Origin of the sequence: Bacillus sp. ES1-5, from assembly GCF_022487605.1 — a bacterium.
Lineage (GTDB): Bacteria > Bacillota > Bacilli > Bacillales > Bacillaceae_G > Bacillus_A > Bacillus_A wiedmannii.
Window position 1 is genome coordinate 251,282 of the sequence record NZ_JAKVPU010000002.1, and the last position, 24,579, is coordinate 275,860.

General features: G+C 36.1%; 26 protein-coding genes. 21 read left to right on the plus strand and 5 right to left on the minus strand.

Annotated elements, in window-relative coordinates:
- Window positions 1-83 precede the first annotated feature (83 nt).
- The 3 genes from MKO96_RS11135 (at window position 84) to pyc (ending at window position 5,459) form a co-directional block, all read left to right on the plus strand.
- Entirely contained in the window at window positions 84-371 is a 288-nt protein-coding gene (locus MKO96_RS11135; RefSeq protein WP_000135698.1) for an Fpa/YlaN family protein, read from the plus strand.
- Between the two features lie 125 nt (window positions 372-496).
- Window positions 497-1,678 (plus strand): FtsW/RodA/SpoVE family cell cycle protein, encoded by a 1,182-nt coding sequence (locus MKO96_RS11140; protein WP_240587494.1) that lies wholly within the window; start codon window positions 497-499, stop codon window positions 1,676-1,678.
- 334 nt (window positions 1,679-2,012) lie between these two features.
- Window positions 2,013-5,459, plus strand: a complete 3,447-nt coding sequence (gene pyc / locus MKO96_RS11145; RefSeq protein ID WP_087981717.1) for a pyruvate carboxylase — start codon at window positions 2,013-2,015, stop codon at window positions 5,457-5,459.
- Between the two features lie 238 nt (window positions 5,460-5,697).
- Here the strand turns inward: pyc and ctaA are convergent, their stop codons facing one another.
- Window positions 5,698-6,633, minus strand: a complete 936-nt coding sequence (ctaA, locus tag MKO96_RS11150; RefSeq protein WP_087981716.1) for a heme A synthase — start codon at window positions 6,631-6,633, stop codon at window positions 5,698-5,700.
- Window positions 6,634-7,129: 496 nt separating this feature from the next.
- On the opposite strand from ctaA, the gene ctaB reads away from it, so the two are divergent.
- From ctaB to ctaG, 6 genes are all read left to right on the plus strand, one after another.
- Window positions 7,130-8,053 (plus strand): protoheme IX farnesyltransferase, encoded by a 924-nt coding sequence (gene ctaB, locus MKO96_RS11155; RefSeq protein ID WP_001015058.1) that lies wholly within the window; start codon window positions 7,130-7,132, stop codon window positions 8,051-8,053.
- A 93-nt stretch (window positions 8,054-8,146) separates the two neighbouring features.
- The gene (coxB, locus tag MKO96_RS11160; RefSeq protein WP_000745278.1) at window positions 8,147-9,196 is read left to right on the plus strand and encodes a cytochrome c oxidase subunit II; all 1,050 of its coding nucleotides are present in this window, start codon (window positions 8,147-8,149) and stop codon (window positions 9,194-9,196) included.
- Between the two features lie 60 nt (window positions 9,197-9,256).
- On the plus strand, window positions 9,257-11,092 hold the full coding sequence (ctaD, locus tag MKO96_RS11165; protein ID WP_000501451.1) for a cytochrome c oxidase subunit I: 1,836 nt from the start codon (window positions 9,257-9,259) through the stop codon (window positions 11,090-11,092).
- The gene (ctaE, locus tag MKO96_RS11170; RefSeq protein ID WP_000557861.1) at window positions 11,092-11,715 is read left to right on the plus strand and encodes a cytochrome c oxidase subunit III; all 624 of its coding nucleotides are present in this window, start codon (window positions 11,092-11,094) and stop codon (window positions 11,713-11,715) included. The genes ctaD and ctaE overlap by 1 nt, the downstream gene beginning before the upstream one ends.
- Before the next feature lie 3 nt (window positions 11,716-11,718).
- Window positions 11,719-12,051, plus strand: a complete 333-nt coding sequence (ctaF, locus tag MKO96_RS11175) for a cytochrome c oxidase subunit IVB (protein ID WP_087981715.1) — start codon at window positions 11,719-11,721, stop codon at window positions 12,049-12,051.
- 85 nt (window positions 12,052-12,136) lie between these two features.
- Entirely contained in the window at window positions 12,137-13,042 is a 906-nt protein-coding gene (gene ctaG, locus MKO96_RS11180) for a cytochrome c oxidase assembly factor CtaG (protein WP_087981714.1), read from the plus strand.
- Between the two features lie 36 nt (window positions 13,043-13,078).
- Here the strand turns inward: ctaG and MKO96_RS11185 are convergent, their stop codons facing one another.
- Window positions 13,079-13,444 carry a YugN family protein gene (locus tag MKO96_RS11185; RefSeq protein ID WP_064474955.1) on the minus strand — a complete coding sequence of 122 codons (366 nt, stop codon included), beginning with the start codon at window positions 13,442-13,444 and terminating at the stop codon, window positions 13,079-13,081.
- 206 nt (window positions 13,445-13,650) lie between these two features.
- Between MKO96_RS11185 and MKO96_RS11190 the strand changes: the two genes are divergently transcribed.
- The 6 genes from MKO96_RS11190 to MKO96_RS11215 all read left to right on the plus strand — a co-directional run bounded on the left by MKO96_RS11190 (window position 13,651) and on the right by MKO96_RS11215 (window position 17,180).
- Entirely contained in the window at window positions 13,651-14,685 is a 1,035-nt protein-coding gene (locus MKO96_RS11190; protein ID WP_240587495.1) for a CAP domain-containing protein, read from the plus strand.
- 186 nt (window positions 14,686-14,871) lie between these two features.
- Window positions 14,872-15,309 (plus strand): YlbD family protein, encoded by a 438-nt coding sequence (locus MKO96_RS11195; RefSeq protein ID WP_061678261.1) that lies wholly within the window; start codon window positions 14,872-14,874, stop codon window positions 15,307-15,309.
- 11 nt (window positions 15,310-15,320) lie between these two features.
- Window positions 15,321-15,566, plus strand: a complete 246-nt coding sequence (locus MKO96_RS11200) for a YlbE-like family protein (protein WP_001200991.1) — start codon at window positions 15,321-15,323, stop codon at window positions 15,564-15,566.
- A gap of 82 nt (window positions 15,567-15,648) precedes the next feature.
- Window positions 15,649-16,221, plus strand: a complete 573-nt coding sequence (locus MKO96_RS11205; RefSeq protein ID WP_240587580.1) for a histidine phosphatase family protein — start codon at window positions 15,649-15,651, stop codon at window positions 16,219-16,221.
- Between the two features lie 116 nt (window positions 16,222-16,337).
- Entirely contained in the window at window positions 16,338-16,787 is a 450-nt protein-coding gene (locus tag MKO96_RS11210; protein WP_087981711.1) for a YlbF/YmcA family competence regulator, read from the plus strand.
- A gap of 126 nt (window positions 16,788-16,913) precedes the next feature.
- Window positions 16,914-17,180: a YlbG family protein gene (locus MKO96_RS11215; protein ID WP_002080814.1), complete on the plus strand. Its 267-nt coding sequence runs from the start codon at window positions 16,914-16,916 to the stop codon at window positions 17,178-17,180.
- Between the two features lie 55 nt (window positions 17,181-17,235).
- Here the strand turns inward: MKO96_RS11215 and MKO96_RS11220 are convergent, their stop codons facing one another.
- On the minus strand, window positions 17,236-17,625 hold the full coding sequence (locus MKO96_RS11220) for a DUF7147 family protein (RefSeq protein ID WP_000616012.1): 390 nt from the start codon (window positions 17,623-17,625) through the stop codon (window positions 17,236-17,238).
- Window positions 17,626-18,142: 517 nt separating this feature from the next.
- Here MKO96_RS11220 and rsmD point away from each other — a divergent pair.
- Both rsmD and coaD read left to right on the plus strand, forming a co-directional pair.
- Entirely contained in the window at window positions 18,143-18,709 is a 567-nt protein-coding gene (rsmD, locus tag MKO96_RS11225) for a 16S rRNA (guanine(966)-N(2))-methyltransferase RsmD (protein WP_001266975.1), read from the plus strand.
- The gene (coaD, locus tag MKO96_RS11230; protein ID WP_000200598.1) at window positions 18,706-19,197 is read left to right on the plus strand and encodes a pantetheine-phosphate adenylyltransferase; all 492 of its coding nucleotides are present in this window, start codon (window positions 18,706-18,708) and stop codon (window positions 19,195-19,197) included. The genes rsmD and coaD overlap by 4 nt, the downstream gene beginning before the upstream one ends.
- Here coaD and ylbJ read toward each other — a convergent pair.
- Window positions 19,189-20,415, minus strand: a complete 1,227-nt coding sequence (gene ylbJ, locus MKO96_RS11235; RefSeq protein WP_098274642.1) for a sporulation integral membrane protein YlbJ — start codon at window positions 20,413-20,415, stop codon at window positions 19,189-19,191. The genes coaD and ylbJ overlap by 9 nt on opposite strands.
- A gap of 113 nt (window positions 20,416-20,528) precedes the next feature.
- On the opposite strand from ylbJ, the gene MKO96_RS11240 reads away from it, so the two are divergent.
- Complete coding sequence (locus tag MKO96_RS11240) at window positions 20,529-21,320, plus strand: patatin-like phospholipase family protein (RefSeq protein WP_000662602.1); 792 nt, start codon at window positions 20,529-20,531, stop codon at window positions 21,318-21,320.
- On the plus strand, window positions 21,313-22,338 hold the full coding sequence (locus MKO96_RS11245) for a SepM family pheromone-processing serine protease (protein WP_000476312.1): 1,026 nt from the start codon (window positions 21,313-21,315) through the stop codon (window positions 22,336-22,338). Before MKO96_RS11240 ends, MKO96_RS11245 begins: the two co-directional genes overlap by 8 nt.
- Before the next feature lie 25 nt (window positions 22,339-22,363).
- Here the strand turns inward: MKO96_RS11245 and MKO96_RS11250 are convergent, their stop codons facing one another.
- Window positions 22,364-23,605: a nucleotidyltransferase gene (locus tag MKO96_RS11250; protein WP_369294514.1), complete on the minus strand. Its 1,242-nt coding sequence runs from the start codon at window positions 23,603-23,605 to the stop codon at window positions 22,364-22,366.
- 153 nt (window positions 23,606-23,758) lie between these two features.
- On the opposite strand from MKO96_RS11250, the gene MKO96_RS11255 reads away from it, so the two are divergent.
- Both MKO96_RS11255 and rpmF read left to right on the plus strand, forming a co-directional pair.
- Window positions 23,759-24,259: a YceD family protein gene (locus tag MKO96_RS11255; RefSeq protein ID WP_000872150.1), complete on the plus strand. Its 501-nt coding sequence runs from the start codon at window positions 23,759-23,761 to the stop codon at window positions 24,257-24,259.
- Between the two features lie 61 nt (window positions 24,260-24,320).
- A complete protein-coding gene (gene rpmF / locus MKO96_RS11260; RefSeq protein ID WP_001984764.1) occupies window positions 24,321-24,494 on the plus strand; it encodes a 50S ribosomal protein L32 in 174 nt (57 codons plus the stop codon).
- Window positions 24,495-24,579: the final 85 nt, after the last annotated feature.

Below are 24,579 nucleotides of genomic sequence, written 5' to 3' on the forward strand. Positions count from 1 at the left end.
AAAATGTTTCTATTGCAATTTACTAAAACTATCGCTAATATTAATAGATAGGAGAGAGTAGGACGGAAACGGAGGGAATCAATTTGGCGTCTGAGACAGTATCAAATCATCAGGAAAAGGCACTAGCCCTTCTACAAGCGGATGCGGAGAAGATTTTAAGACTTATTAAGGTGCAAATGGACAATCTTACAATGCCGCAATGTCCATTATATGAAGAAGTGTTAGACACACAAATGTTTGGACTATCCCGCGAGGTCGATTTTGCAGTTCGCCTTGGTCTTATTGCAGAAGAACAAGGGAAAGCAATGTTAGGAGAGCTTGAACGTGAGTTATCTGCACTTCATGAAGCATTTACGAACAAACAACAATAACGGGTTCAAATAGGGGGGCTCAAACTGAAATAGTTTGGGCTTTTTATTTGTATAATAAAGCAGGAAGAATCAATGTACATATGGAATACAACAATAATTAAATTGAAACAGAAAGAGGAAATGAAATGAAAAGAGTATGGAAATCAATGGATTATTCATTATTACTTCCTCTTGTTATCTTATGTGTGTTGGGAGTTATAATGGTATATAGTTCTAGTTCCATTGTCGCGATTTCGTCGAAATATAACTGGCCAGCAGATCACTTTTTTAAAAAACAATTAGTTGCTCTTGCTATTGGAACGGTAATGCTTGTGATTGTCGTTATAATCCCTTACAAATTGTGGAGGGAAAAAATAGTTCTTACAGCGATGGGGTTAGGGAGTATTGGATTACTAACAGCAGCTTTCCTTTTCGGTAAGGTAATCAATGGTGCAAAAGGATGGATACTAGGTATACAACCAGCTGAATTTGTAAAAATAGCAGTTATTATTACGCTAGCAAGTTTTTTTGCTAAGAAACAAGAGAGGCAAACCCCTTTTTTTCAAGGGATAATACCTCCTATATTTGTTGTCGGTGGATCGATGGTATTAATTTTATTACAAAATGACTTAGGGACTGACATATTAATAGGTGGAACAGTGTTAATTATGTTCTTCTGTTCAGGAGTTAATGTTAACTTGTGGATAAAAAGATTTTTATTAACATCTGTCGTGTGGATTCCGGCGTTGTATTTTATCGGAAACTATAAATTAAGTCTATACCAAAAAGCTCGATTTTCAGTTTTTCTTGATCCATTTAGCGATCCGCAAAAAGATGGATTTCAATTAATAAATTCATTTATTGGAATTGCCTCAGGTGGGTTAAATGGTAGAGGACTAGGAAATAGTATACAAAAGTATGGCTACTTACCAGAGCCGCAAACGGATTTTATTATGGCGATTATATCTGAAGAACTAGGTTTTATAGGTGTAGCTATTATTTTAATCTGTTTACTACTTATTATCATTCGTTCGTTTAGAGTAGCACAAAAGTGTAAAGATCCATTTGGAAGTTTAATTGCAATCGGAATTGCAAGTTTAATTGGGATACAAACTTTTGTTAATGTTGGTGGTATGTCTGGATTAATACCACTTACAGGAGTACCTTTACCGTTTATTAGTTATGGTGGTAGTTCTTTATTGGCTAATCTAATTGCGATGGGTATATTATTAAATGTTGCTAGTCATGTAAAACGACAAGAGAAACAACAAAATGAGATAATGAAAGAAAGAGAGCAAGATGGACCGCGTCTTGTTGTAGTAAAATAAAAAACACATTGTGCTTTAGAGCGCGATGTGTTTTTTTATGTTCAAGAAACATCGAATAGGATGCATTAATTGGTATATACATTAAAAAATATATCACATTCAATCAAATGTGATATACAATTAAGTTGTTAGAAAAGGAAGAGGTATGCTATACTATTTTTGTGAAACAAATTGATCAGAAAACTTATCATTTATTAAAAAATAAGGTATGATGGATAAAAATAAAGTGAAGCTTTCTAAGTATAATATAATGTAGAAAGTGAAGAACTTCACGCTCTTTATGGTGTGTATATATTTTATCTCTAGAGTGGTAGGAAAGTAGAGGGGGAAAATCATGACAAAGCTGCAACGTATTCAAAAAGTATTGGTAGCTAACCGTGGAGAGATTGCAATTCGTGTGTTTCGAGCTTGTTCGGAACTTGGATTAAAAACAGTTGCAATCTATTCTAAAGAGGATAGTGGTTCTTATCATCGTTATAAAGCCGATGAGTCCTATTTAGTTGGGGAAGGGAAAAAGCCAATTGATGCTTATCTAGATATTGAGGGCATTATTGAGATTGCGAAAAGTAATCATGTAGATGCAATCCACCCTGGATATGGTTTCTTGTCAGAAAATATTCAATTCGCAAAACGTTGTGAAGAAGAAGGGATTATCTTTATTGGTCCAAAGAGTAAGCATTTAGATATGTTTGGAGATAAAGTGAAAGCAAGAACACAAGCGCAGCTAGCACAAATTCCAGTTATTCCTGGTAGTGATGGGCCAGTAAATTCAGTAGAAGAAGTCGGAGAATTTGCTGAAAAGTATGATTACCCGATTATTATTAAAGCTTCCCTTGGCGGTGGCGGTCGTGGTATGCGTATTGTACGTAGTAGTGAAGAATTAAGAGAATCGTATAATCGAGCGAAATCAGAAGCGAAAGCAGCCTTTGGTAATGATGAAGTGTACGTTGAAAAATTCGTTGAAAAACCTAAACATATAGAAGTTCAAATTTTAGCAGATGAAGAGGGCAATGTTGTTCATTTATACGAGCGAGACTGTTCTGTACAACGTCGTCACCAAAAAGTGGTAGAAATTGCACCTAGTGTGTCACTTTCAGATGATTTGCGTCAGCGTATTTGTGATGCTGCTGTTAAGTTAACGAAAAATGTAAATTATTTAAACGCAGGAACAGTAGAATTTCTTGTAAAAGGTGATGAGTTTTACTTCATAGAAGTAAATCCGCGTGTTCAAGTTGAACATACGATTACAGAAATGATCACAGGAGTGGATATCGTTCAATCACAAATTTTAATAGCTGATGGACATGCATTACATAGTAAAATGGTAGGTGTTCCGAAGCAAGAGGAAGTAGTTGTACATGGATTTGCGATCCAATCTCGTGTAACGACTGAAGACCCATTAAATAATTTCATGCCGGATACAGGGAAAATTATGGCATATCGATCAGGTGGTGGTTTCGGTGTTCGTCTTGATACAGGTAATAGTTTCCAAGGTGCTGTTATTACACCGTACTATGATTCTTTACTTGTAAAAGTTACAACATGGGCACTTACTTTTGAACAAGCTGCTGCGAAAATGGAACGTAACTTAAAAGAATTCCGTATTCGTGGTATTAAAACAAATATTCCATTTCTAGAGAATGTAGTAAAACATAAAAACTTCTTATCAGGAGAATATGACACTTCATTTATTGATGCGTCACCTGAACTATTCCTGTTCCCGAAACGTAAAGACCGCGGAACGAAAATGTTAAATTACATTGGGACAGTAACAGTAAATGGCTTCCCAGGAGTAGGGAAAAAAGAGAAACCAATTTTCCCGGATGCTCGTATACCGAATGTATTACACTCAGAACCGATTCAAAATGGAACGAAACAAATTTTGGATGAGCGTGGAGCGGACGGATTAGTAAAATGGGTACAAGATCAAAAGCGTGTACTTTTGACGGATACAACATTCCGTGATGCACATCAGTCATTACTTGCGACGCGTATTCGTACAAAAGATTTACATCAAATTGCAGAGCCGACAGCGAGAATGCTACCGAACCTATTCTCAGCGGAAATGTGGGGCGGTGCAACGTTTGATGTTGCATATCGTTTCTTAAAGGAAGATCCATGGGAACGATTACTAGATCTTCGTGAAAAAATGCCAAACGTTTTATTCCAAATGTTACTTCGTTCTTCAAACGCAGTTGGTTACAAAAACTATCCAGATAATTTAATTCAAAAATTTGTGGAATGTTCTGCTCAAGCTGGAATTGATGTATTCCGTATTTTTGATAGCTTAAACTGGGTAGAAGGTATGAGAGTTGCGATTGATGCTGTGCGAGATACTGGTAAAATTGCAGAAGCAACAATGTGCTACACAGGAGATATTCATGATCCGTTACGTAGTAAATATGATTTAAATTACTATAAAAATTTAGCAAAAGAGTTAGAAGCATCAGGAGCACATATATTAGGAATTAAAGATATGGCAGGCTTATTAAAACCTAATGCGGCATATGATTTAGTTTCTGCACTAAAAGAGACGGTATCGATTCCGATTCACTTGCATACACACGATACGAGTGGAAATGGTATATTAACGTATACAAAGGCAATTGAAGCAGGTGTTGATATTGTCGATGTAGCAGTAAGTTCTATGGCTGGTCAAACGTCACAACCAAGCGCAAACACGCTATACTATGCGTTAGGCGGAAACGAAAGACAGCCGGACGTTAACGTAGATTCATTAGAAAAACTATCCCATTACTGGGAAGATGTCCGTAAATACTACGCACCGTTTGAAAGTGGTATGAATGCTCCTCATACAGAGGTATACATGCACGAAATGCCAGGCGGACAGTATAGTAATCTACAACAACAAGCGAAGGCGGTTGGTTTAGGAGATCGCTTCGATGAAGTGAAAGTAATGTACCGCCGTGTGAATGACATGTTTGGCGATATTGTGAAAGTAACACCATCATCTAAAGTTGTCGGTGATATGGCATTATTTATGGTTCAAAATCACTTAACAGAACAAGATGTTTTAGAGCGTGGGCATTCGATGGACTTCCCAGGATCTGTTGTTGAAATGTTCTCAGGAGATTTAGGACAACCTTATGGTGGTTTCCCGAAAAAGTTACAAGAAATTATTTTAAAAGGGAAAGAGCCATTAACAGTAAGACCGGGTGAATTATTAGAGCCAGTAGATTTCGACGCGTTAAAAGAAGAGCTATTCCATAAGCTTGGACGCGAAGTGACGATTTTTGATGTCGTTGCCTATGCATTATATCCAAAAGTATTTATGGATTACGAAAAAGTTGCTGAGATTTATGGAAGTGTGTCTGTACTTGATACACCGACATTCTTCTATGGTATGAGACTTGGTGAAGAAATCAATGTGGAAATCGAACAAGGTAAAACATTGATGGTTAAACTAGTATCAATCGGAGAGCCTCAGCCAGATGGAAATCGTATTCTTTACTTGGAATTTAACGGTCAACCACGTGAGATTGTTGTGAAAGACGAAAGTGTGAAAGCAACAGTGGCACAACGTGTGAAAGGAAACCGTGAAAATCCAAACCACATTAGTGCAACAATGCCAGGAACGGTTATTAAAGTAGTTGTAAAAGAAGGCGATGAAGTGAAAAAAGGCGATTCTATGGCAATTACAGAAGCGATGAAAATGGAAACGACAGTTCAAGCGCCGTTCAATGGTAAAGTGAAAAAAGTATATGTTAACGATGGTGATGCGATTCAAACGGGTGATTTACTCATTGAATTAGATCACTAAAATAGAAAAGAGCTGTGTAAATGCAGCTCTTTTTCTTTATCTCGCTATTTGCGGGCAGTAAGACCCCCACCTTAAAATTCAGCGAAAGCAAAGAAGTTAGGTGGGGGTCGGGCTGCTCATAAAAGCCCGATTGGTGCGGGCTAATAATCAGTGGGGATGAAGAAAACCCCCACTGATTAAAGTTTCACTTTATCGCAAAAAATACCTTGCCAATTCGACAAGGTATTTTAATTTAAATTTATTTTGTTTGTTCAGAAGTTGATTCAGCTTCTTTTGCATTCGCTTTACTTCTTGTACCTAACATAACTAAATAGCATAGTACAGCAAACAAGCAAGAAATGAATAGTGAATGTAATAATGCCATTACTAAATTAGCATTTGTAAATACGACTAAAATTCCTACGATCGCTTGAAGTGTAACAAGGATAAATGAAATGATCCATCCCCAGTATACGACAGGTTGCTGCTTGTAATGGCGAATAGCGAGAATCATCGCGTATAGTATCCAAGCGAAAATTAACATCGCTGCAACTCTATGTCCCATTTGAACCCATTCATGTAGTTGAGTTGGCATAGGTCTATTTTTGCTACATAAAGGAAAGTCTGGGCAGGCTAAGCTAGCTCGTTCGTGACGTACTAAAGCGCCTGTGTAGACGACAATATAACTGTAAATTGTTACACCATAAATATGAAATTTCATTTTTTTGTCCATAATAAGTGAACGTGCATCAAATTTCTGGTCGATTTCAAAGATAAGACACGTTAATAAAATGACAGAAGCAAATGAAATTAAGGAAATACCGAAATGGATAGCCAGTACAGCTGGCATTTGTCCCCAAACAACTGCTGCAGCTCCCATTAATGCTTGTGCAACTAAAAATACGAAGGATAAAATTGCTAACGTTTTTGTTTCGCGCACATGTTTATAATATTTCCAGGACAAAATACAAAGGAGTGTGACAAGAATTCCTGCTGATCCTGATGTAAGGCGATGACTTAGTTCAATAATAGTTTCCATTGATAAATTAGATGGAACAAATTCACCGTTACAAAGTGGCCATGATTTACCGCACCCTTGGCCAGAACCTGTTTTTGTAACTAAGGCGCCTCCTAGTAAAACTATTAATAAATCAAGACTCGTAATGACTGCTAACCATTTAATAAAGCGTTGCAATCTATTTCACCATCTTTCTGCTATGAAGTTATTGCGAAATATTTTCATTCCATTATGTATAGAATAAAACGCGCTAGTTCCTATGATATATAAAAAATAATAAAATAGCAAAGAAATGGCGGGGGAAGACAGGGGAGAGAAAATGGGTGTGGAAATAGGATGTATAAGGGAATTTTTAGGTGAAAAACAGGCTGTTTTGAAAAGAAATGGGGAGAATACGTGTTAAATATGACAAAAAAGTTTATGATAGAAGGTAACATCATGTTATGATAAGGACAAGTAAGAATTAAGTTTTTATATTCGACACAAAAAGTTCATGTTTTCTTCACAAAATGTTCGGGAAATATGATTTAATATATTGGAGTATGGGCGTAGATTAGTAGTAGAATGGATTAACAATATTTCTACTGTAATAATATTGCTATATAGAAGCGAAATATTTCATACGAAATAGGCGCAAAAAGAAAGATGAAAGTTTTAAGAGGGGGTTAAAGTGATGAACCATGCAACAAGTGAGCTGCATGATGAGTCTGCTGTTACAAGTGTACCGGAAACAACTCGGTTACAAGATTTAAAAGCACTCGTTAAAATGGGGATTGTAAACTCAAATACACTTACTGTATTTACAGGATTTTGGTTGGCATTACACTTTAATGGATTAAGTGTAATGGACAATTTGGATAAGTTATTTTTTACAATCGTTGGTTCTGGATTAGTTATGGCAGGGGTATGTTGTTTAAACAACTACATTGATCGAGACATCGATCCATTAATGGAAAGAACAAAGACCCGTCCAACGGTTACTGGAAAGTATAAACCAGGATTTGCACTTACATTTGGACTAGTTATATTACTTCTTGGGTTTGTATTTTTATTATTAACAACACCAATGGCAGTTTTAATGGGATTTATTGGTGCCTTCACATATGTTGTTCTATATAGTTTATGGACAAAGAGAAAGTATACACTAAATACTGTTGTAGGTAGTATATCTGGTGCAGTTCCACCTTTAATTGGATGGGCAGCAATCGATCCATCTTTAGGTCATCCAATTGCTTGGATGTTATTTTTAATTATGTTTATTTGGCAAATCCCACATTTCCTTGCATTAGCAATGAAACGTGTTGATGAATATCGAAATGCAGGAATTCCAATGCTTCCTGTAGTTCATGGATTTGAAATTACGAAACGCCAAATTATGATTTGGACAGTATGTTTATTACCACTACCATTTTATATGAGTGGACTAGGGATAACATTTATGGTAATTGCAACATTGTTAAACATCGGATGGATCGTTTTAGGGTTTTATGGCTTCCGTAAGAAAGATGACATCAAATGGTCCGTACAAATGTTTGTTTATTCCCTAAATTATTTAACAATCTTATTTGTATCAATGATTGTAGTTACATTCTTCTAAGACAACGACATAATTGGATTTCTTTACGTTGAGATTTACTTTACTTAACTATAAAGTACAATCTAATTCACAAGGAAAGTGGGGGTTGTTTGTATGAAGAAACAGTGGCGACTGCTTTCGTTCGTTTCACTGCTGGCTTTACTGTTAGGGGGATGCGGTAAAGCCTTTCAATCTACTTTAATTCCGCAAGGAGAAGTAGCAAAAATGCAATATGATTTGCTCTTACTAGCAACTGCGATCATGGTAGGAGTAGTACTAGTAGTTACTATTATTTTCTTATATGTAATTGTGCGTTTCCGACAAAAGAAAGGTCAGGAAGATTATATTCCGGAGCAAGTTGAAGGGAATCACAAGCTAGAAATTATATGGACAGTTATTCCGATTATTCTTTTGTTAATCTTAGCTGTTCCGACGGTTACATATACATTCAAACTTGCTGATGTAAGTGCGATGGAGAAAAAGAATATTGATAAAGATACTATCGTTGTTGATGTAACAGCGAATCTTTATTGGTGGGAATTTTCTTATAAATCAGAAAAAATAGTCACTTCTCAAGATTTAGTCATCCCCACAGGTAAGAAAGTGTATTTGAATTTGAAGGGTGCCGATATTAAACATTCGTTTTGGGTTCCATCTTTAGCTGGGAAAATGGATACAAATACAGATAATGTGAACAAAATGTGGTTAAAGGCAGATAAATCGGGCACTTATAATGGTTTTTGTACAGAATTTTGCGGCCCATCACATTCTTTAATGCAATTCAAAGTGAAAGCTTTGGATGAAAGCGAGTACAAAAAGTGGCTTGCTGATATGAAGAAGATTGATGGGAAGAAGGAAGTAGCTTCAACAAAGGCGCAAGAGGGCCAAGAAATATTTAATAAAAGCTGTATTGGTTGTCACGCAGTTGGATCTAATGATAGTAGACCACCTTCCGCTCGTATCGCACCAAACTTAGCAAACTTTGCGGATCGCGATATGGTTGCCGGTATTGCCGAAAACAATGAAGAAAACTTAAAAAAATGGCTGAAAGATCCTGAAAATATGAAACCAGGAAATAAAATGACTGGTAAATATGGCAACTTAACGGATGATCAAATTGATGCATTAAATGCATACTTACAAACGTTAAAAGTTGAAAAGTAAAGAGGGATTATTCGCGAAGGGGAGGTTGAAAACGTGAGTTCTGTAGCAAAAAAACAGGGGATGGGTGCTGTCATATGGGATTATTTAACGACAGTAGACCATAAAAAGATTGCCATTCTCTATTTAATTGCAGGTGGATTGTTTTTTATAATAGGCGGAATAGAAGCTCTATTTATTCGCCTTCAATTAGCGATTCCTAACAACGCTTTTCTTGTTGGGGATGCTTATAATCAAGTATTAACGATGCACGGTACAACAATGATTTTCCTCGCAGCTATGCCACTCGTGTTTGCATTTATGAACGCCGCTGTACCACTTCAAATTGGTGCACGTGATGTAGCGTTCCCGTTTTTGAATTCACTTGGATTTTGGTTATTTTTCTTTGGTGGAGTATTTTTAAATTTAAGTTGGTTTTTAGGTGGAGCACCTGATGCAGGATGGACATCTTATGCATCTTTAGCTTTAGCCTCAAAAGGCCATGGTGTTGATTTTTATGTACTCGGCTTGCAAATCTCCGGTATTGGTACATTAATTGGAGGTATTAACTTCCTTGTAACCATTATTAATATGCGTGCGCCAGGAATGACGTATATGCGTATGCCGATGTTTACATGGACGACATTTGTAACATCTTCGCTAATATTATTCGCTTTTCCGCCGTTAACTGTAGGATTAGGACTTTTAATGTTAGATCGTTTATTTGGAACAAGTTTCTTTAATCCAGCATTGGGTGGGAATACAATTATATGGGAGCATTTATTCTGGATTTTCGGTCATCCAGAAGTATACATTCTTATACTCCCAGCTTTCGGAATATTCTCAGAAATCTTCGCGACATTTTCGAAAAAGCGATTATTTGGTTATTCATCGATGGTGTTTGCGACAGTATTAATTGGATTCTTAGGATTTATGGTATGGGCGCATCATATGTTTACTGTCGGGCTTGGTCCAGTTGCAAATGCTATTTTCTCAGTTGCAACAATGGCGATTGCGGTTCCGACCGGTATTAAAATATTCAACTGGCTCTTTACGATGTGGGGCGGAAGTATTCGTTTTACGACACCGATGATGTGGGCAGTAGCTTTCATTCCATCATTCGTAATGGGAGGAGTTACAGGTGTTATGCTAGCATCTGCACCTGCTGATTATCAATTTCATGACAACTATTTCGTAGTAGCGCACTTTCATTATGTAATCGTCGGCGGTGTTGTATTTGGTTTACTTGCAGGAGCTCATTATTATTGGCCACTGATGTTTAATAAAGTATTGAATGAAACGTTAGGAAAGATAACATTTTGGCTATTCTTTATCGGTTTCCATTTAACGTTCTTCATTCAGCATTTCCTTGGATTGATTGGTATGCCGCGTCGTTACTACACATATCTTGAAGGTCAAGGGTTGGAAATGGGGAATATGATTAGTTCTATTGGAGCGGTATTTATGGCTCTTGGAACGATTGTTCTTCTATTCAATGTAATCAAAACAACAGTATCAAAAGAAAAGGCTGGTCGTGATCCGTGGGATGCACGTACATTAGAATGGACAATGCCAGCACCTACACCGGAATATAACTTTAAACAATTACCATTTGTTCGCGGGTTAGATCCGTTTTGGATTGAAAAACGTGAAGGGAATAAAGAGATGACAGCGGCGGAACCAGTTGGTGATATTCATATGCCAAATCCATCGTTTTCACCATTTATCATTTCTTTAGGATTGTTTATAGCGGCATTCGGTGCAATGTATATGCAGGGTGGAAAAGATAAGTTTTGGTTATTAGTAGCAATTATTGGTTTAATCATTACATTCGGTACAATGTTCCTACGTTCAGTAATCGATGATCATGGATATCATATTCATAAGGAAGATTTAGAAGATAAGGGGGGCAAGGCATAATGCATGTAGATGAAAAATTAACGAATGAAACATTTCCAGCAGAGCCTGAAAAAGCAACCCTTGAGGGAAAAAATAAGTTTGTCGGTTTTTGGTTATTTCTTGGAGGCGAAACAGTATTGTTCGCTTCCTTATTTGGCACATATTTAGCGTTAAAGAATTCTACAAATGGTGGACCAACATCTCAAGAGATGTTCCAAATGCCGCTCGTTTTCATTATGACGATGCTTTTATTAACGAGTAGCTTAACGAGCGTATATGCGATGTATCATATGAAAAACTTTAACTTTAAGAAAATGCAACTTTGGCTATTAGTAACAGTGTTGCTAGGTTTAGGATTTTTAGGGTTTGAGATATATGAGTTTTATCATTATACGCATGAATTTAAGCATACTATGAGAAGTAGTGCGTTTGGTTCCGCGTTTTATGCTCTTGTTGGTACGCATGGACTCCACGTATTGTTTGGATTGTGTTGGATTTTAACATTAATCTTTAGAAATGCGAAGAGAGGTCTAAATTTATACAATGCACCGAAGTTTTATGTTGCATCGATTTATTGGCACTTTATTGACGTAGTTTGGGTGTTTATTTTCACTGTAGTATATTTAATGGGAATGGTGGGATAAACAATGGCGATAAAGCAAATGAATAATCCTAAAGTTGATCTTGTTTATCGAAAGAGAAAAAGTGCGGAGGAAATGAAACATCAAGTTATTACGTTTGCATTAATGATTTTTTTAACATTAGTTGCATTTGTAGCTGTAGCATATCCGAAAACTTTTAGTCCGACTTTCTCAGTACCATTTATTTTACTATTAGCAGTGGTACAAGTAATTTTTCAATTGTATTATTTTATGCATATGAGTCATAAAGGGCATGAAGCGGCAAGTTTCTTTCTTTATTCTGGTCTGTTAATCGGGTTAATTACAATTTTAGCTTTTATGACAATTGTGTGGATTTGAAAAGTGAAAAATAAGGGAGCTTGTGTTGTCACAGCTCCCTCTTCATATTATGTGAAAGGGTAACCTTCAGAAGGTGGGTGTGACAATGAGTAACTTGTGGATATTTGGTTTTCAAGCTCTGTGGAGTCCAATCTTTTTATTATTTATGCTTGCGATTCTTATTGGGTACTTTTTAATTATTGGGCCATATAGAATGCGATTTGAAAATGCGACGAAGGTAAGTAAGAAGCAAATTTTTTATTTTACGACTGGGATTGTTCTTTTGTACTTTGTAAAGGGAGGGCCTATTGATTTAATTGGTCATATTATATTTAGTGCACATATGTTTGAAATGGCAGTTATGTATATTGCAGTTCCACCGTTATTGTTGCTAGGTATACCAAATTGGTTATATCGTTATATTACTTCTTTTAAGTTCGTTCAAATTATATTAAAGATATTTGCTAAGCCACTTATTGCATTGTTTGTATTTAATGGCCTGTTTTCTTTTTATCATTTACCAGTTGTTTTTGATGCAGTAAAACAAAGTCAAATTGCTCATCCTATTTGTCTCGCTATATTGTTCTTTACGGCAATCATGATGTGGTGGCCGATGCTAAATCCATTACCAGAATATCAAACGTTAAGTGATATAAAGAAACTTGGTTATATGTTTGCTAACGGAATATTATTAACGCCAGCTTGCGCGTTAATCATTTTTGCGACTGCACCGTTATTCGCAACGTATACGGATCCGGCTGCTTGGATGAAGGCGATGGAACTTTGTGTACCAGCGGGAACTTTATCAGATTTAAATATAACGGGACCAGAATTTTTACACTGGATGCCAGTCGTACAAGACCAACAAACAGGCGGCATCATTATGAAAATTGTCCAGGAAATAGTGTATGGCACAATTATCGGTTATGTATTCTTTCGATGGGCGCGTCGAGAGCGTGAAAAGGATAAAGAGCAGTTGCAACAATTGCCGCCGTATTTACAAACGAAATAAAAGTGAGTGCATCATATTGATGCACTCACTTTTATTTTATTCAATGATTTGGAATTCTTTTAACTCTTTTTCGATATTTTGTAGGAGTTGTTCGCTTTTTTGAAGTACATTCGTTGGGAAAGTTTCACCATCACCATATTCAACGCCGTGAGGATAATAATGTTTTCCTAATAAGGGAGGAAGTAGCTTTATTTCAGCGTGTCTGCTACCAACATCACCTTCAACAGCCAAACCTAGTACGCGCAAATAATAAATATCATTTAATATTTCAAATTTATAATCGTATGTAACTCGTTCATAATCCCACTGTCCAGCAAGTACAAAATGGTTCTTTTCCATAATCTCAGTTAATAGTGTTAAATCAACGACTGCCCCATTAAATTTCGTATTTGTAAATTGCATATAATACCTCCTCTTTTCATGTTACATCATTATTTTTATAATAGTATGAATAATAAGAAAGTGCAATTCATATTGAGAGAAAAGGGATAATCCAGACTTTTTTTGCGAAAATATGATATAGTGAAAAGAGTACGGTACACACAAAAAAGGAAAGAAAAGGATTTGTGTATATCTCAATTTTATGTTTTGTGCAGGAGGTATATCGATTGAAGAAATTATTGCGTATCGTAATGATTACATTTTTAATTTTAGCTGTTGATTTATACGGGAAATTACTCGTTTCACAATATATATTAACCCCATCTCAATCAAAGCAAGAAAATAAAATTGTGAAAAAGAAAAAACAAGTAAATGAAGACTCTTCCGATACTGTTTTAAATATGATTGGTGGGGACTCTGAAAATTTATTAGCAAAATGGGGCGAACCATCTCGGATAGAGCCATCTGCTTACGGATATGAATGGTGGGTATACAATCAAGATTTAACTCAGTATGTGCAATTTGGGGTTGCAGAACGAAAAGTTGTAACGGCGTATGTTGCTGGTGAGCAAGTTAAGGTGCCGCCTTATTATATAAATGAAAAGTATGAAGAAGTGTATAAAAAGAATCCACTCTCCCATGAGATTTCGTTAAAAAGAGGGAAGAATAGTTATCAATTTGAGTTATCTGACACGGAAGTGATGGAACAACCATTAATACCTGTAGAAGATGGCTGGGCACAATTATATTTTGATCATTTTACACATGAGCTTGTTGGTGTTCGTTATATGGATGACGAAACGTTATTACGCCAAAGACCGTATCAGCTTGTTTATTCAGGTGAATTACTAGCAGAACAACCATTGACTCAAGATAAAATGAAACAAATAGAGAATGGGAATATGCAACAAATTTTTGATTTAACAAATATTATTCGAAGTCGTCATAAGTTACCGTTATTAGCTTGGGATCAACAAACAGCAGAGGTGGCTATAGGTCATAGTAAAGATATGAAGGATAATAATTACTTTTCACACGATTCACCTACATTAGGTACGCTAGGAGATCGTTTGCAGCGTGGGAAAGTAGGATTTCAACTTGCTGGTGAGAACATAGCGGCGCAACATAGTGATGGAATTGCGGCGGTGCAAGGTTGGTTAAATAGTGAAGGACATAGAAAGAATGTATTAAATGAACAATTTACAGGATTAGGTGTTGGGGTATACGATAAGTTTTATACACAAAACTTTATTCGAAAATAAAGTGAAATTTCAAGTTGTGTAAGGGACACCTCCCGTTTAAGTACTTCATATTCACTGAAGTGTAGGTCGGAATCTTCCCGTATGCAAATAGCAGGATAAAAAGGTGCATGAATCGTCTAAAAATAGGCGAACCATGTGCCTTTTTTTTCTTACTATATAGTAGATATACATGAAGAGGTGAGGATTATGCCAACAACAAAAGGACCGTTACATCCATCGGTTCAACAGTTTAAAGAGTTTGTAAACCATCACCCTAAAATGGTTCATGAGGTTAGAAGTGGTCACAAAACTTGGCAACAGTTTTATGAAGAATGGTACTTACTTGGTGAAGAAGATCCAATATGGGCAACTTTTAGGCCTGATGGAGCGCCAGCTTTTTCTTCGGTAAAAGAAAATAAACAAGAAAAAGATAATCGAACTGAAGAGGAAAAAACTGCTGATGTGATGGGACAAATGCTTTCTTTCTTTAAAAAGCTAGATGTGGAACAGATGCAACACCATTTAGCTAATGTGACGAGTGCTATTGGTAGTGTGCAACAAGTTTTTCAACAATTTCAAGGGAAGCCCGCGCGGCAAGAAGAAAGTACTTCCGAAAATAATCCATTTTTCTTTCAGAAGGATTAGGGGGAAAGCGGATGAGAGCAGAAATTATGGAGTTTATAAAGGCTGATGAGGATTTATCTCGCTATATTAGGGAGCAACCGTACTGGTATAGAAAACTAACGCGAAACCCTGAAGAAAAAGAGGCATTTGAGTTAGCGGCTATGCAGCATTTCAAAAAAACGATACCAGATAAAGTTGAGAAATTCCAAAATCAATTGGCAGTTGCCTCCATTATGATCGATATGTTTCAGTATATGAAGCAGCAAAATACAACATAATTGGAAGGGAAAACTATGTCCGTCATGCAGAACTTTTGATACAATAGAAGCGGATTATTTAAAAAGGAGTTGCAGCATGAGCATGACGGAAATTTGTTTAGTACGACATGGACAAACTGATTGGAATTTTCAAGAGATTATTCAAGGACGTGAAGATATTCCACTTAACGAAGTGGGAAAGAAGCAAGCAAGTCAAAGTGCAGCTGCTTTGCAAGCGGAAGCATGGGATGTAATTATAAGTAGCCCATTAATTAGAGCGCACGAAACAGCTAAGGAAATTGCAGCGGCTACAGGATTGCAATCGATTTTATTAGATGAGCGATTTGTTGAACGTAATTTTGGTGAAGCTTCTGGGAAGCCAGTTGCGACTGTTAGGGAGTTAATTGCAGAAGGTAAAGTAGAAGGTATGGAGCAAGATGAAGAGATTGTAACGCGTTGTTTTGTTGCTATAAAAGATGTTGCAGAAACTCATTCTGGCAAACGTATTATCATTGTAGCGCATTCACATGCGATAAAAGCAATTTTACATGCAATTGCACCGGAAGATGTTTCGTTTAAGACGCCATTAAAAAATGCATGTATTAGTTATGTGAAAGAAAATAGTGGGAAATGGGATGTTCTGAAATATAATATTGCGGAACATATTAATGTATAAGTATGTGCTAGAATTATATGGGAAATAGTTAGAATGATATCTTTCTGTTTAGTGAGACACTTCAATTAGTAGTTCTATTCTAAATGTGGTATGATGAATATTCGGAGGTGTCTCTCATGATTGTAGCGACGCTGGAAAGCGTATTGATATTAGATAAGGCAGAGCAGCTTGCAAAAGCGATTATCTGTTCAGATATAGCAGAAGACTATCGTAAGTGTTATAAAGAATTGCATGAAGATATGGAAGTTCAGACGTTAATTCAGCAATTTACAGCGATGAAAGAACGATATGAAGAAGTGCAACGTTTCGGTAAATACCATCCTGATTATACTTTCGTTTCGACGAAAATGAGGGAGTTAAAGCGTTCTGTAGACTTACATGATAAGGTTGCAACTTTTAAACGAGTAGAAACGACTTTGCAAAAGTTGTTAGATGAAGTTAGTGTAGCAATCGGTTCGGAGGTGTCTTCTTCCATCAAAGTTCCAACAGGAAATCCATTTTTTGATGCTGGTGGCTGTGGTGGCGGTTGTGGTACCGGCGGAGGTTGCGGCTGTAAAACGGGGTAAATTACCCCGTTTTTTAGAAGATAGAAGAAAACGTATACAGAGTTTGTCCTGTAATGTCATAAATTTCTGATTGGTTTTCATAAAATATAAAATATATGTTTTTAAAAGGAGAAGATGGAGAAGATTATGTTCGGGCAACGACAAAGTATGATTGTTTATTTACATTCATTGAAACATGCCAAGATTTTAAGGAAATATGGTAACATACATTACATATCAAAACGCTTAAAATACGCAGTAGTATATTGTGATATGGAACAAATTGAGCATATGATGCAAAAGTTGAACAAACTTCCTTTTGTGAAGAAGATAGAACAGTCGTACCGCCCGTATTTAAAAACGGAATTTGAAAATTCACGTCCTGATCGGGCAAAAGAATACGATTATAGCTAATAAAAAAATCCCCTGCTAATTTTAGCAGGGGATTTTTTTCACTTGAAATAACACTTTATTTCATTGGAGGAATGAAATTATTCATTCGTAAAATACCAATTAAATGATTGAAAAACAGTTCTTTTTCTGGGAAAGTTGTGGATGGTTTTACCGTAAAGGTAGTCACTTTTCTTCCTAGTTGTTCTGCCGTTTCTTCAAATAAAATGACGCGTTTACTTTTTTTGTTTTCAAGTACAGGAATGCCTTCGCGACATATGTATAATGGTTGGAAATCACCAGTAGTAGTTGGTTTTAATATTACAACAAGTGAGCACACTTTTTTTTCATTTTTAATCGTTTCAAATTGTAACATATGTGTTATACGTTCTTGATTTGCTTTGGCAATTTCAAGTAATTCATATAAATCAGAGTAGCCTTCTCCGAGTTCTATAAAGCGTTGAATCATATTTTTTCCTCCTCTTTCTTTTACTTACTGTACCATCTCACTTTTTAAATGAAAAGGAGACAAAGAAAAAAACCCTGCAAAGCAGGGCCCTTCTTATACTAGCATGTACTAGTAAGAAGGAAAAGGGAGAGGAGAAACCGGAGGAAGAACTTATGGGGAAACGTAAGTCTTCTCCGCGGTTGGCAACAACATCGAAGGTGATGTTGTTATAATTATTTATGTCCAATCTAAATGAAGATATACATCATGAAATTAAATTTTATGTTTGGCTTTTTATTTTTCTTTTTTTTATTTTATGATAGGATAAAAAAGATAAAGTGAAACGAATGTACATAATGGGTTCGTGTTAGCACATGGTGAGATGAATACATAAAAATGCAGAGCGGTTATTTTAAGCCAAAGTTCTCCTATTGTTCGTTGAGAAATGAATGGAATAGTATAGTTTGGTAGCGGTTACCGAAGGGAGAAAGGTTTTCTATAATTGCTCGATAGATTGAAATAAAGGTAGTGACAACAGATGAGAGTAGTTTCAGGAAAATGTAAAGGGCATCCACTAAAAGCGGTGCCAGGTAATACAACACGTCCAACGACAGATAAAGTAAAAGAATCAATCTTTAATATGATAGGTCCTTATTTTGATGGTGGTATCGCTCTTGATTTATTTGGCGGTAGTGGTGGTCTTGGAATCGAGGCTATAAGTAGAGGGATTGATAAAGCGATTTTTGTTGATCGAGATAATAAAGCGATAAAAGTAATCCATCAAAATTTAGAAAGTTGTCGAATACAGGAACAAGCTGAAGTATATCGAAATGATGCAGAACGTGCGGTAAAGGCCCTTATAAAACGTGAAATATCATTCGATCTTATATTAATTGATCCTCCATATAAAGATCAAAAAATTGTATCTTTAATTAGTGTGATGGATCAACATGGATTGCTACATAGAGATGGATTAATTATGTCAGAGCATGGTAATGATGTGGTTTTACCTGATTCTATAGGGAGTCTTGTAAAAGTAAGAGCTGAAAATTATGGGATTACAGCAATATCGATTTATAAGTATGAAGGTGAGGGGACGGAATGACTAGTATAGCTATTTCTTCGGGAAGTTTTGATCCAATTACCCTTGGGCATCTGGATATTATTAAAAGGGGAGCAAAAGTATTTGATGAGGTATACGTAGTAGTTTTAAACAACTCGTCAAAAAAACCGTTCTTTTCAGTTGAAGAGCGCTTAGATTTAATTCGAGAAGCAACAAAGGATATCCCGAATGTAAAAGTAGATTCACATAGTGGACTATTAGTGGAGTATGCGAAAATGCGTAATGCAAATGCGATTTTGCGTGGGTTACGAGCGGTTTCTGATTTTGAATATGAGATGCAAATTACTTCTATGAATCGAAAATTAGATGAAAATATTGAAACCTTTTTTATTATGACAAACAACCAATATTCATTTTTAAGCTCAAGCATTGTAAAAGAAGTTGCGAGATATGGAGGAAGCGTAGTAGATCTTGTACCTCCTGTTGTAGAACGTGCTTTAAAAGAAAAGTTTCAAACCCCGTTAAAGTGAACGGGGTTTTTCTTTGTTGCTACGAAAAAATAATAAGATAACATATACATATAAACAAAATAAAGTAAAGATCGGTCCATAGTGTACAAAAGATGTCCAAATTTCATGCAGTATAGAAGAATTCGATAAAAATACGGGGATATCTTTTTGCATAGGTGTAAAAGAGCTTGCTTTTTCATAAAATGGTTTCCAAAATATAAAAGTAAAAATAGGAGCAAGAATACTTTGGATAATTCGTGCGAAAAAATAGGGCTTAAATCGGATGTCTGTTTCAGCTAATATGCTAGCAACTTGTGCCTGAATAGAAAGGCCGCTAAATGCTAAAATAAAGCTTGTTACCATAGCTTGCTGCAGGAGGGGTGTTTCATTTATTTGACTAATCATTTGACTACCGAGTGTCATTTCAAAAATGCCTGATAAGATTGGAATACTAAATTCGGTAGTTAGTTGGAAGAATGATAAAATATGTTGCATAATAAAAGAAAGTGCTGCTGTAATATGAAATACAGTAATCATTTTATTTAAAACAGAGAATAAAATAATAAATCCACCAATCATAAGTAACGTTTGAATAGAAGAAACGATAGCGTCCCCAAGTACTTTTCCTATTGGTCTTTTTTCTTGCATGCGCGTCTCGTGGAGGACTGAAAAAGGGTTTTGAAAAGGACGTTTTTTAGTAGGATGTTGATCCTTCGTGGAAATATTGTTATTGCCGTAAAAACGCATCAATAACCCGACGGCAAAGTTACTTAAATAATGTGCAGCAGCTAATACGATTCCTAATTTCGGATTATTGAAAAAACCGATAGAAACAGCTCCAAAAATAAAAAGTGGATTAGATGAGTTTGTAAAAGATACGAGGCGTTCTGCTTCGATTTGTGTTAGCTGATTACTTTTACGCAGTCTAGCGCTTAATTTGGCGCCAGCAGGGAATCCTGAAGCCATTCCCATTGCCCAAACAAATCCGCCTATCCCTGGAACGCGAAAAAGTGGTCGCATGAGTGGTTCTAATATAACACCTATAAATTTTACAACACCAATACTAATTAGAAGTTCCGCAATGATGAAAAACGGTAAAAGTGAAGGGAATACAACTTCCCACCATATATTTAACCCTCGAATGGAAGCTTGCAAAGCAGCTTGGGGGTGAAGTACAAGAGAAAAGGTTAAAAACAGTGTTGATATGGTAAGAAAAGCCGTTTTCCATTTTTCATACATGTAAGTAAATCCCCCTTTGTCCCAAAAAACGTTCATTTCAGTATACGTGGATACGTAGTGCATTTAGACCATAAGTATGAAAAAGGAATGAAAAAAATTAAAGGGTGAGAAAAATGAAAGAACCGAAAATTGGTTTAGCTCTTGGATCTGGGGGCGCAAAAGGGTTTGCGCATATTGGTGTTATAAAAGTTTTAAGAGAAAATGGTATACCGATTCATATGATTGCAGGAAGTAGTATGGGGGCTTTAGTAGGTACGTTTTATGCAGCTAGCTCAAACGTTGAAAGGTTGTATAAACTGGCAAATGTTTTTAAGAGGAAATATTATTTAGATTTTACAGTTCCGAAAATGGGATTTATTGCTGGAAAACGTGTCAAAGATATGATTAAAATGTTTACATATAATAAAAATTTAGAAGAGTTAGATATCCCGACGGCTGTTGTGGCTACTGACATCTTGAAGGGGGAAAAAGTAGTTTTTACAAGTGGTCCTGTTGCAGAGGCTGTGAGAGCTAGCATATCTGTACCAGGAGTGTTTGTACCAGAAAAAATAGATGGACGATTATTGGTGGATGGCGGAGTGATTGATCGCATTCCAGTATCGGTTGTGAAAGAGTTAGGTGCCGATATTGTTATTGCTGTTGATGTATCCCCGATTAAAGTGAATGGAGAGGTTACGTCTATTTATGATGTAATTATGCAGAGTATTGAAATTATGCAACATGAGCTGGTGATGAATCGACAAATTGCATCGGATTTAATGATGCGACCAGCTGTAGAACAATTTAGTTCACGTGCTTTTACAAACATTGAAGACATTATTCGAGTTGGAGAAGTAGAGGCGGAAAAACATGTTGCAAATATTTATTTATTAATTGAGCAGTGGAAGGAGAAACATAATGTTTAAGCGTTTTCGGTTTATATATGCAATTTTAATAGGGGTTATATTGGCGATGTTACTTGTTTACGTACGTTTACCGTATTATGTAACAAAACCAGGAATGGCGGCAAAATTAGAGCCTTACGTTCAAGTTGAGGGTGGAACGAAAGAATCTGGTGATTTTATGCTTGTTACGGTTTCAATGGGACCAGCAAATGTGGTGAATTTAATAGCGGCACAGTTTAATAAATATACACACATTTCAAAAGCGGAAGAAATATTGCAAAAAGGTGAGAGTGATGAAGAATATCAATTTCGCCAAAATTATGCGATGAAAGATTCGCAAAATGCAGCAATCTATAATGCTTATAAACGTGCAAACCGTACTGTTTCTTTTGAAAATAAAGGTGTATTGGTTGCAGGAGTAGCGAAAGGGATGCCGTCAGAAGGAAAGCTTAAGCTTGGAGATGTCATCATAGCTGTCGACGGAAAAACATTTGAAAAGACGGAGCAATTTATTGAATATATGACAGGAAAAAAAGAAGGGGAAGCAGTAAATATTGAGTACAAGAGGAATGGAAAACAGTTAAAAGAAAATTTAAATGTAAAGACTATTCCGAATGGAAATGGGCGTGTTGGTATAGGGGTTTCTATCGTTACTGAAAGAGAATTAGTGGTAGATCCGAAAGTGAAAATTGATTCTCATGAAATAGGCGGACCATCGGCAGGCCTAATGTTTACATTAGAAATATATAATCAACTTGTGGAAGATGATTTAACAAGAGGGCATGAAATAGCTGGAACAGGGACGATAAATGAAAAGGGAGAAATTGGCCCGATTGGTGGTATTCAGCAAAAAGTGGTCGCTGCAAGTGATGCTGGTGCTGAAGTGTTCTTTGCGCCAAATGAAAAAGGTGCGGAGAAATCGAATTATAAAGATGCGCTTGAGGCTGCGAAAGATATTAAAACAAAAATGAAAGTTGTACCAGTTGATACGCTGGATGACGCATTGCTGTATTTGGAAAAAATGGGTGAGAAAAAATAAACCTCTCTGAAAAAGAGAGGTTTATTTATAGAAATTTTGCAGTTGTTTCATCATAACGAATTGGATGGTGTGTTGCATCTTGTTTTAGTAGTTGTGTTCGTAATGGTTCTTGCATGATGGAGAAATATACAGAATTGGCTTTTCGCTCTATATGTAAAGTAGGATGGTCAAATGTTTTTGTATGGGTAAGGACGGGAAGTTCTATTTTTTTCTTGTTTTTTGAAAGGTAAGTTTGTCCTTTTTGTGACATGCCTAGTAGACGAATGTACGGTGCATGCTGCTCTATATTTGCGCTATGTATTTCTTCTTTTGTTGTATTTGTTAAAATGTGTGTACAAGCTCTTTGTAATCTAGTCCATGTATAACGCTTCGTTTTTAATGCTTCCATGAATGAATGGAAGGAGGAACTGTTTTGTATTTTTGATAAAATACGATGCTCTAAACCTTCTTCTATTTCATATATATGTCGTAAGTCTTCTGGAGACATCGTCATGAGTTTGTATTTGAAAAATGAAAAGTATTGTTCCCAATTATGTAATATCCCGTAGTTTTGTTTGTAACTTGCTAAAAGAGAAGCAGTCGCTTTTGGGATAAAAGGCTCAATTTCTGTAAAAGAACTATTTTCGCTAAAAAGTTGTTTACGAATACTGGTTGCGCTTGCAATGTGTTGGTCGCTAAATGTTTCATCATGATAATGAGATGCGAATCTTTTTATCGTTTGTGCTTGCATAGAACTATTTTGTAAGAAAATTGATTTCATGTATTGGAATCCTAATATGTTATTCGGTTGTGACATGTCTATGTTTTTTTCGGATGGTAAAATGTGTAGGAAGGCTTTAGATGTAGCTTTTGCGTAACTGTTACCTGCATTCATAAATTGCTTTACAAGACGATTAAAAGTATCTTCTTCATTTTTTTGCACAGAGATGGTATTATGAAAATTTTCAATCTGCCCATCTTCACTACCGAAACAAATTTCAGAAACACGCAGGGCGTTTAAAATAGAAATAGCGCCATTTGCAAAGGTTTCAGCCTTTTGTGTTGAGAAGGCGTATGGAAGCTCTACAACAAGGTCTACACCGCATGATAAGGCCATTTTGGTACGATACCATTTGGATAGGAGTGCTGGCTCACCACGCTGTAAAAAAGGGCCACTCATAACAGCGATTGTAATATCGGCGTGTGTTAACTTTTTTGTTTGTTGCACATGATAATCATGACCGTTATGAAAAGGGTTATATTCAACAACAATACCACTGGCTTTTATGGTAATCTCTCCTTTCGATGTAGCATCTTTTTCAAAAACGTGATACTCTATATATTATTTACTATGATGACTTCATTATAGTGTAAAGAAAAAACATTGACAAATATAAAATGGCTAGCTATAATTTTGTTTGTTGCCTTGAGGTGATATGATATGAAATGGTCCATCCATCAATTGAATAAATTGAGAAATAAAGGATTGACATTGGATGAGATGGTAGATGTAAGTGAGCTACAAGAGGTCGAGAAAGATATTCGTGAAATTAATCCTGCTCATGTAACAGGAAGAGTTGATTTTGGCTCCGGTAAGTTTACGTTCCATCTACATATAACTGGAAGCATGGTTTTACCATGTTCTCGCTCTTTAGTAGATGTGACATTACCATTTGACATTAAAACAACTGAGGTGTTCCAAACTTCACAAGAAGAATTTGAAACTGAAGCTGAAATTCATTGTTTAGAAGGAGAAGTACTTGACTTACTGCCCGTAATCAAGGAAAATATACTTTTGGAGATTCCAATGCAAATTTTCAGTGATGATGTTTCTGGTGGAGCACCGATGCAAGGTCAAGACTGGCAAGTGATTTCGGAAGAAAACAAAGAAAAGACTGTTGATCCACGATTAGCAGGACTTGCAAAGTTTTTTGACAAATAATCGGAAGACTGGTTTAGGCCTTCATATGAAAATAACTATTTCTTTTAAGGAGGTGGGAAGAATGGCTGTACCTTTTAGAAGAACTTCTAAAACAGTAAAAAGAAAGCGTCGTACGCATTTCAAATTATCAGTACCTGGTATGGTAGAGTGCCCAAGCTGTGGTGAAGCGAAATTAGCTCACCGTGTATGTAAAGCATGCGGTACTTACAAAGGTAAAGAAGTAATCAGCAAGTAATTGCGGGAAAATAAACGTAGAAGATATCTTCTACGTTTATTTTTTTTGTCTTATTCTTTATTTGTTGTATTCTATCTTTTCTAGT

Bases quoted from the DNA above. Each gene is read 5' to 3' on its own strand.
- MKO96_RS11195 (WP_061678261.1), top strand. From the start codon at position 14,872: ATGCCAACAACAAAAGGACCGTTACATCCATCGGTTCAACAGTTTAAA.
- MKO96_RS11255 (WP_000872150.1), top strand. From the start codon at position 23,759: ATGAAATGGTCCATCCATCAATTGAATAAATTGAGAAATAAAGGATTG.
- rsmD (WP_001266975.1), top strand. From the start codon at position 18,143: ATGAGAGTAGTTTCAGGAAAATGTAAAGGGCATCCACTAAAAGCGGTG.
- ctaF (WP_087981715.1), top strand. From the start codon at position 11,719: ATGGCGATAAAGCAAATGAATAATCCTAAAGTTGATCTTGTTTATCGA.
- MKO96_RS11210 (WP_087981711.1), top strand. From the start codon at position 16,338: ATGATTGTAGCGACGCTGGAAAGCGTATTGATATTAGATAAGGCAGAG.
- MKO96_RS11215 (WP_002080814.1), top strand. From the start codon at position 16,914: ATGTTCGGGCAACGACAAAGTATGATTGTTTATTTACATTCATTGAAA.
- ctaB (WP_001015058.1), top strand. From the start codon at position 7,130: ATGAACCATGCAACAAGTGAGCTGCATGATGAGTCTGCTGTTACAAGT.
- rpmF (WP_001984764.1), top strand. From the start codon at position 24,321: ATGGCTGTACCTTTTAGAAGAACTTCTAAAACAGTAAAAAGAAAGCGT.
- ctaE (WP_000557861.1), top strand. From the start codon at position 11,092: ATGCATGTAGATGAAAAATTAACGAATGAAACATTTCCAGCAGAGCCT.
- coxB (WP_000745278.1), top strand. From the start codon at position 8,147: ATGAAGAAACAGTGGCGACTGCTTTCGTTCGTTTCACTGCTGGCTTTA.
- coaD (WP_000200598.1), top strand. From the start codon at position 18,706: ATGACTAGTATAGCTATTTCTTCGGGAAGTTTTGATCCAATTACCCTT.
- MKO96_RS11140 (WP_240587494.1), top strand. From the start codon at position 497: ATGAAAAGAGTATGGAAATCAATGGATTATTCATTATTACTTCCTCTT.
- MKO96_RS11220 (WP_000616012.1), bottom strand. From the start codon at position 17,625: ATGATTCAACGCTTTATAGAACTCGGAGAAGGCTACTCTGATTTATAT.
- MKO96_RS11185 (WP_064474955.1), bottom strand. From the start codon at position 13,444: ATGCAATTTACAAATACGAAATTTAATGGGGCAGTCGTTGATTTAACA.
- ctaD (WP_000501451.1), top strand. From the start codon at position 9,257: ATGGGTGCTGTCATATGGGATTATTTAACGACAGTAGACCATAAAAAG.
- MKO96_RS11205 (WP_240587580.1), top strand. From the start codon at position 15,649: ATGACGGAAATTTGTTTAGTACGACATGGACAAACTGATTGGAATTTT.
- MKO96_RS11245 (WP_000476312.1), top strand. From the start codon at position 21,313: ATGTTTAAGCGTTTTCGGTTTATATATGCAATTTTAATAGGGGTTATA.
- ctaG (WP_087981714.1), top strand. From the start codon at position 12,137: ATGAGTAACTTGTGGATATTTGGTTTTCAAGCTCTGTGGAGTCCAATC.
- pyc (WP_087981717.1), top strand. From the start codon at position 2,013: ATGACAAAGCTGCAACGTATTCAAAAAGTATTGGTAGCTAACCGTGGA.
- MKO96_RS11200 (WP_001200991.1), top strand. From the start codon at position 15,321: ATGAGAGCAGAAATTATGGAGTTTATAAAGGCTGATGAGGATTTATCT.
- MKO96_RS11240 (WP_000662602.1), top strand. From the start codon at position 20,529: ATGAAAGAACCGAAAATTGGTTTAGCTCTTGGATCTGGGGGCGCAAAA.
- ylbJ (WP_098274642.1), bottom strand. From the start codon at position 20,415: ATGTATGAAAAATGGAAAACGGCTTTTCTTACCATATCAACACTGTTT.